At 69.6% G+C, this 6088-nt stretch carries 3 protein-coding genes and 1 tRNA gene; 1 reads left to right on the forward strand and 3 read right to left on the reverse strand.

The features are described from left to right. Positions 1-121: 121 nt before the first annotated feature. The 3 genes from Dsi01nite_RS21435 to Dsi01nite_RS21445 form a co-directional block, all read right to left on the reverse strand. Positions 122-195: transfer RNA gene (locus tag Dsi01nite_RS21435), tRNA-Met, on the reverse strand. Between the two features lie 126 nt (positions 196-321). Next, on the reverse strand, positions 322-3321 hold the full coding sequence (locus tag Dsi01nite_RS21440; protein WP_373318803.1) for a UPF0182 family membrane protein: 3000 nt from the start codon (positions 3319-3321) through the stop codon (positions 322-324). Between the two features lie 61 nt (positions 3322-3382). After that, positions 3383-4408 carry a YlbL family protein gene (locus Dsi01nite_RS21445; RefSeq protein WP_203847998.1) on the reverse strand — a complete coding sequence of 342 codons (1026 nt, stop codon included), beginning with the start codon at positions 4406-4408 and terminating at the stop codon, positions 3383-3385. Between the two features lie 128 nt (positions 4409-4536). Here Dsi01nite_RS21445 and Dsi01nite_RS21450 point away from each other — a divergent pair, with 128 nt between their 5' ends. After that, positions 4537-5853 carry a zinc-dependent metalloprotease gene (locus tag Dsi01nite_RS21450; protein ID WP_505661192.1) on the forward strand — a complete coding sequence of 439 codons (1317 nt, stop codon included), beginning with the start codon at positions 4537-4539 and terminating at the stop codon, positions 5851-5853. The last annotated feature ends 235 nt before the right edge of the window (positions 5854-6088 follow it).

The raw sequence follows: 6088 nt of genomic DNA on the forward strand, positions 1-6088 counted from the left end.
GAGGGGGTGTGGGTGGAGCGCAGCTCCCCCACCGGGGAGCGAAGGCGAAGCCAAGCGCGAAGAACGCGGAAACCTAGATGGCAAGAGGCCCCCGCCGCGAAGCAGGGGCCTCTCAAGGTTGTAGCGGGGACAGGATTTGAACCTGCGACCTCTGGGTTATGAGCCCAGCGAGCTACCGAGCTGCTCCACCCCGCGTCGGCTTGTTCAGGTTAGCGCACGGTTGTGGTGAGTTCCAAATCGCTTACGGGTGACCGTGTCCGGCGTCACCGGCGGTCGTGAAGCGGGCCGCCGCACGCGAGATGCGGCGGCCCTCTTCGTCGATCAGCCGGAGGGTGCGGGTGACACCGTCACCGTCGTCGACGGATTGGCACTCGTCGACGAACCGGGCTGTGCCGTCGTGCTCGGCTGCGCGCCCGGTGAGGCGCTCGTCGACGGGGCCGGCGTCGCCGCCTTCACCGCCGCCTCGTAGCGCCCGATCGCGTCCTGCAGGGCCTTGAGCGCCCGGCCGTACGCCTCGGGGTCCCCGGAGATCTGCGCGGCCTTCAGGTCGGCCAGGGCCTTGTTCATGGCCGCGATCGCATCCTGCACCTGCGGGGAGCCGCCGGAGTTGCCACCCGCGGGAGGGGTGACCGGGTCGGTGGTGTCGCCGGTGCCCGGGACCGGCGCCTGACCGGTCGCCTGTTTGACCAGCTCGGCGAGGCCGTCGGCCAGGTTGTTGGCGTAGGCCTTGTAGTTCGGGCCGTAGGCGACCAGGACCTTCTGGAGCGTCGGGAACGTCTTGTCGCTCTTGGTCCGCAGGTAGATCGGCTCGACGTACAGCATGCCGTCGGCGACCGGCAGGGTGAGCAGGTTGCCGTAGATGACCTCGGAGTTGTTCGAGCTGAACTGGGTGATCTCGCGTCTGGCGTCGGCGATGCCGGTCATGGCGCTGTGCATCTGCGCCGGGCCGAGCGTCGCCGTGTCCGGTGGCAGCTCCAGGATCTCGAACACGGGCTTGCCGTCGACGTACGACGCCGACATCAGCGCCGCCAGGTTGCCCCGGCTGCGTGGCGCGAGGGCGGTGGTGAGCTGGAACCGGGCCTGGTCCTGGTTCGGCAGCTTGGCCACGATGTAGTACGGCGGCTGGTCCGAGGTCGGGAGGGCCGGGTTCTTCGGCACCTCCCAGAAGTCCTGGCCGGAGAAGAAGCCGTTCGGCGTGGTGACGTGGAAGCGGCTGAGCAGGTCACGCTGGACCTTGAACTGGTCCTCCGGGTAGCGCAGGTGGTCCATCAGCGACGGCGTGATCGCCGAACGCGGCTTGACCAGCTTGTTGCCGAACGCCTTGTTCCACGCCTTCAGGATCGGGTCGCTCTCGTCGAACGCGTACAGGCTGACCTCGCCGGTGTACGCGTCGACGGTCGCCTTCACCGAGTTGCGCAGGTAGGTCACGTCCTGGCGCGGCTCGGGGAACATCCGGCTGTTGGTCGAGGAGTCCTGGATCGCGGTGTTCCAGTCGATGCGTTGCGCGTACGGGTACGTCGCCGACGTGGTGTAGCCGTCGACGATCCACTGGATCTTGCCGTCGACGACCGCCGGGTAGGGGTCGCTGTCCAGCGTCAGGAACGGCGCGATCTTGCGGACCCGGTCCTCGGGGTCGCGCACGTACAGCACCTTGGAGTTGTCGTTGAAGACGTCCGAGAGCAGGAAGTTCGTCTCGCGGAAGTAGGCGGCGTAGAGCAGGCGGCGCCAGTAGGAACCGACCGCGACCCCGCCGGAGCCCTCGTAGCTGCTGTACGAGTCGCCGGCGTTGGCGGTGGGGCGGTCGTACTCGGCGCCGCTGCCGCCGGCCATGCGGCCGGTGACCGCGTAGACGTCGCCCATCTGCTCGCCGTAGTAGATCCGCGGTTCCTTCACCGGGATCTGGTCGGTCGTGGACGCGCACTGCTGGCCCTGGTCGCCGACCGGCTTGGTCTGCTCGGTGAGGAAGCCGGAGACGTAGTACGGCTGGCCGTTGCAGACGACCTGGTTGGCCGGTGAGGCGACGAAGCCGTAGCCGTGGGTGTAGACCGAGTGGCGGTTCTGCCAGTTGTTCTCCTGCAGCCCCGCGTAGTTGATCTCACGGACGCCGACGACGTAGTCCTGCGTCTTGCCGCCGATGGTGTACCGGTCGATGTCGAGCTTCGTGTTGAACTCGTAGAAGCCGCGGACCTGCTGCTGCTGGGTGTAGGTCTCACCGACGACGGTGGGGTCCAGCAGGCGGATGTTGGCGACCGTCTCGTCGACCGACGGCAGGTTCGTCGGTGGTTTCTGTTCCCTCGACGCATACGGTTTGACCTGGACGGTGTTCAACCCGTAGGCCAGCCTCGTGGCGTCGATGCTGCGCTGGAAGTACTCGGCCTCCTTCTGCAGCTGGCTCGGCTTCACCGTGAACGACTGCACCGCGGCCGGGTAGATGCCGCCGACCGCGACCGCGGACAGCGCCAGCAGGCCGAGCGCCAGCCCGGGCCACACGAGGTTGCGCATGAACGCGTTGGAGAACACCAGGATCGCGATCGCCACGACGATCGAGATCCAGGCGAGGATCTCCTTCGCCGGCAGCAGCGCGTTGACGTTGGTGTATCCGGCGCCGTACAGGTCCTGGGTGGGGAACTTGTCGAGCAGCAGCCCGCGCCGGTCCAGGAAGTACGCGGCGGCCTTGAGCAGCACGAACGCGGCGACCAGCGCGGTCAGGTGGGCGCGCGCCGCGGTCGTCATCCGCTCGCCGGCGCCCTGCAGCCGGACCCCGCCGAAGAGGTAGTGCAGGGCAAGGGCACCCAGCAGCGAGAAGACCACCGCGGTGAAGGCGACGCCCAGCACGTATCGCCAGAACGGATACTCGAACACGTAGAAGCTCAGGTCGACGTGGAACTGCGCGTCGGTCTGCCCGAACGGCGTGCTGTTGCTGAACAGCAGCCACTCCTGCCAGTGCCCCTGCGCGGACAGCCCGGAGAACAGCCCGATGAGTCCGGCGACGGCGACGACCCAGATCGTCATGTGCGGCAGCAGGAACAGCCGGTAGCGGTCCAGCGCGTGCTGCTCGGCGGAGTGCGGCCGCAGCAGCGGACGGGTCCGGTATGCCAGGTAGAGGTTGCCCGCGATGATCAGCCCGACCGCCGCCCCGAAGATCAGGAACATCCACAGGCGGGTCGTGAGCACCGTCGAGAAGACGCCGGTGTATTTGACCTCGGAGAACCACAGGTAGTCGGCCCAGGCCCCGACGACCCGGTCGAAGAGGGTGAAGAGCAGGAAGACGACCGCCAGCACGACGATCGTGACCCGACCGCGTCGGCTCACCCTGGTCATCGGATTACGCATTACCACGGTCGGCTCCGCCCGTTCGCGTATGGAAACCCGTTCAGCGTAGTCATTTGCTGCACACGGGTGGTGTCTGACCGGCCCGCAACTGTTCGAGCGCGGCAAGTGCCTCGTCGGCGGTGCTGACCTTGATCAATGGCAGGCCCGGCTGGGCATTGGCGACGGCCTCCTCGCAGTTGGCCGCCGGGGTGAGGAAGACCTTCGCCTTCGCCGCCTTCGCCGCGACCAGCTTCTGCGGGATCCCGCCGATCGGCCCGACGTTGCCCTCGTCGTCGATGGTGCCCGTGCCGGCGATGACGATCCCGCCGGTCAGGTCCTCGTCCTTGATGGTGTCGATGATGCCGAGCGTGAACATCAGCCCCGCCGACGGCCCGCCGATGCGGTCCAGCTGGATCGACAGCTGGAACGGGTGCGGCTGCGACGACTTGACCGTGACCCCGAGGCGCGGGTTGCCGTCGTCGCCGGCCTTCGTGGCGATGGACGCGCTGCGCTTCTCCGTGCCGCGCGTGAACTCGACCCGCCGCTCGGTCCCGGCCGGTTTGGCCCGCACCAGCTCGGTGAGCGTCGCCAGGGACGTCACCGGGGCGCCGTCGATGGCGGTGATGACGTCATCCTTCTCCAGCTGGCCCTCGGCCGGATAGCCCGTGGACACCTCGTCGACCGCGACCAGGACCGGGTAGCCGAGCTTGCGCAGCGCGACCGTCTCCGCCGAGGACTGCGACGCCTGGAAGTCCTTCTTGTTGTCTTCCTCGACCTGCTGCTCCGTGCGGTTCGGCGGGTAGATCAACTCACGCGGCACCACCGCGCGGTCCTTCTGCCACCAGCCGATCATCGCCTCGAGCAGCGTCATCTGCGGCTGCACCGACACCGTGGTCATCCGCAGCTGTCCGGCCGACTTCGTGATCGGCGCACCGGTCACGTTGATGATCGGCTTGCCGTCGTCGCCGGCGCCGAGCGTGTTGTAGGTCGGCCCGGGCCCCATTTCGACGTAGGGCACCTTCAGCACGGTCGTCTGCCAGGACAGCAACAGCAGCAGCAACGCGCCGACCAACACGGTCACGCCACGACGTCTCATGGCGGCGAGCCTAGCGCTCTCAGTTTTCGCGCATGGGAAGCGAGTACCTTTGGGACATGCCCGCAGACATCCCGTTCGGCTTCGGTCCGCCCGGCGGCGAGGTGCCGGATCCCAACGATCCGCGCCAGATGCAGCAATTCCTGAGCCAGCTGCAGCAACTGTTCGCCACGCCCGGGGGCGGCCCGGTCAACTGGGATCTGGCACGTCAGCTCGCGCAGGCCCACCTGACCGGCGGCGGACCGGCCGGCGGCCTCGCCCAGTTCCCCGTCGGTTTCGCCATGCCGGGCGTCGCGGTTACGCCACCAGCGAACACCGACGATCCTGACGCGGCGAAGCCCGTCGGTGACCCGTCGGTCACCTCGGCCGAGCGGGCCGCGGTCATCGAGGCGCTGCGCCTGGCGGACCTGTGGCTCGACCCGGAGTCGGCGCTGCCCTCCGGCGTGCGGTCGACCGCCGCCTGGAGCCGCGGCGAGTGGCTCAACACCACGCTGCCCGTCTGGCGCAAGCTGTGCGACCCGGTCGCCGCCCGCATGGTGTCGGCGATGACCGAGCTGGTGCCGGAGGAGATGCGCGCCCAGATGGGCCCCATGACCTCCATGGTCGCCTCGCTCGGCGGCGCGCTGCTCGGCGGCCAGCTGGGCACCGCCCTGGGTTCCCTCGCCGCCGAGGTGCTCTCCGCCGGTGACATCGGCCTGCCCCTCGGCCCCGCCGGCACCGCCGCCCTCGTCCCGGCCAACATCGCCGAATACGGCCGCGGCCTGGAGATCCCCGACGACCAGGTGCGCCTCTACGTCGCCCTGCGCGAGGCCGCCCACCAGCGCCTCTTCGGCCACGTGCCGTGGCTGCGCGGGCACGTCTTCGCCGCCGTCGAGGCGTATGCCGCGGGCATCCACGTCGACCGCGAGGCGATCGAGGAGGCGATGAGCCGCATCGACCCCGCGACCCTCGGCAACGACCCGCAGGAGCTCGTCCTGGAGGGCATCTTCACGCCCGAGGACACCCCCCAGCAGCGGGCCGCCCTGGCCCGGCTGGAGACCGCGCTCGCCCTCATCGAGGGCTGGGTCTGCCACGTCGTCGACCGCGCCGCCGGCGACCGGCTCCCCGACATGGTCCGCCTCTCCGAGGCCTTCCGGCGCCGCCGGGCCGCGGGCGGGCCGGCCGAGCAGACGTTCGCCGCCCTGGTCGGCCTCGAGTTGCGCCCCCGCCGCCTCCGCGAGGCGACGGCCCTGTGGGCGGCCCTGGCCGAGCACCGCGGCGTCGCGGGCCGTGACGCGCTCTGGGACCACCCCGACCTCCTGCCCGACGAGGAGGCGTTCGCGGACCCGGACCTGTTCGCCCGGACCTCTCTGGACCTGAGCGACCTCGGCTTCGGCGACGAGACCAGCACCGGCGAGGCGCCGAAGGAGGGCGACACCCCGACGGACGGCGACACCCCGAAGGAGTAGCCGTCCAGCGGAGCAGCCACTTCGATCGTGATCGCGGAACGTCACCCGGGCACACGACAGACGTTCCGCGATCGCGGCGACGAGCGGGCGCGAGGGGCCACCGGATCGCGCACCTGGTGCGTCCACTCCGTCCGTAGCGCGGATCTCGCTGATGATCCAAGGCGGGAGATGGCCGCGCGGGTGCGCCCGGCCCGCTGCGAGCCCCGCGCGGTGAACGTCCGCACCCCGTCGGGCC

Origin of the sequence: Dactylosporangium siamense (genome assembly GCF_016862795.1) — a bacterium.
Lineage (GTDB): Bacteria > Actinomycetota > Actinomycetes > Mycobacteriales > Micromonosporaceae > Dactylosporangium > Dactylosporangium siamense.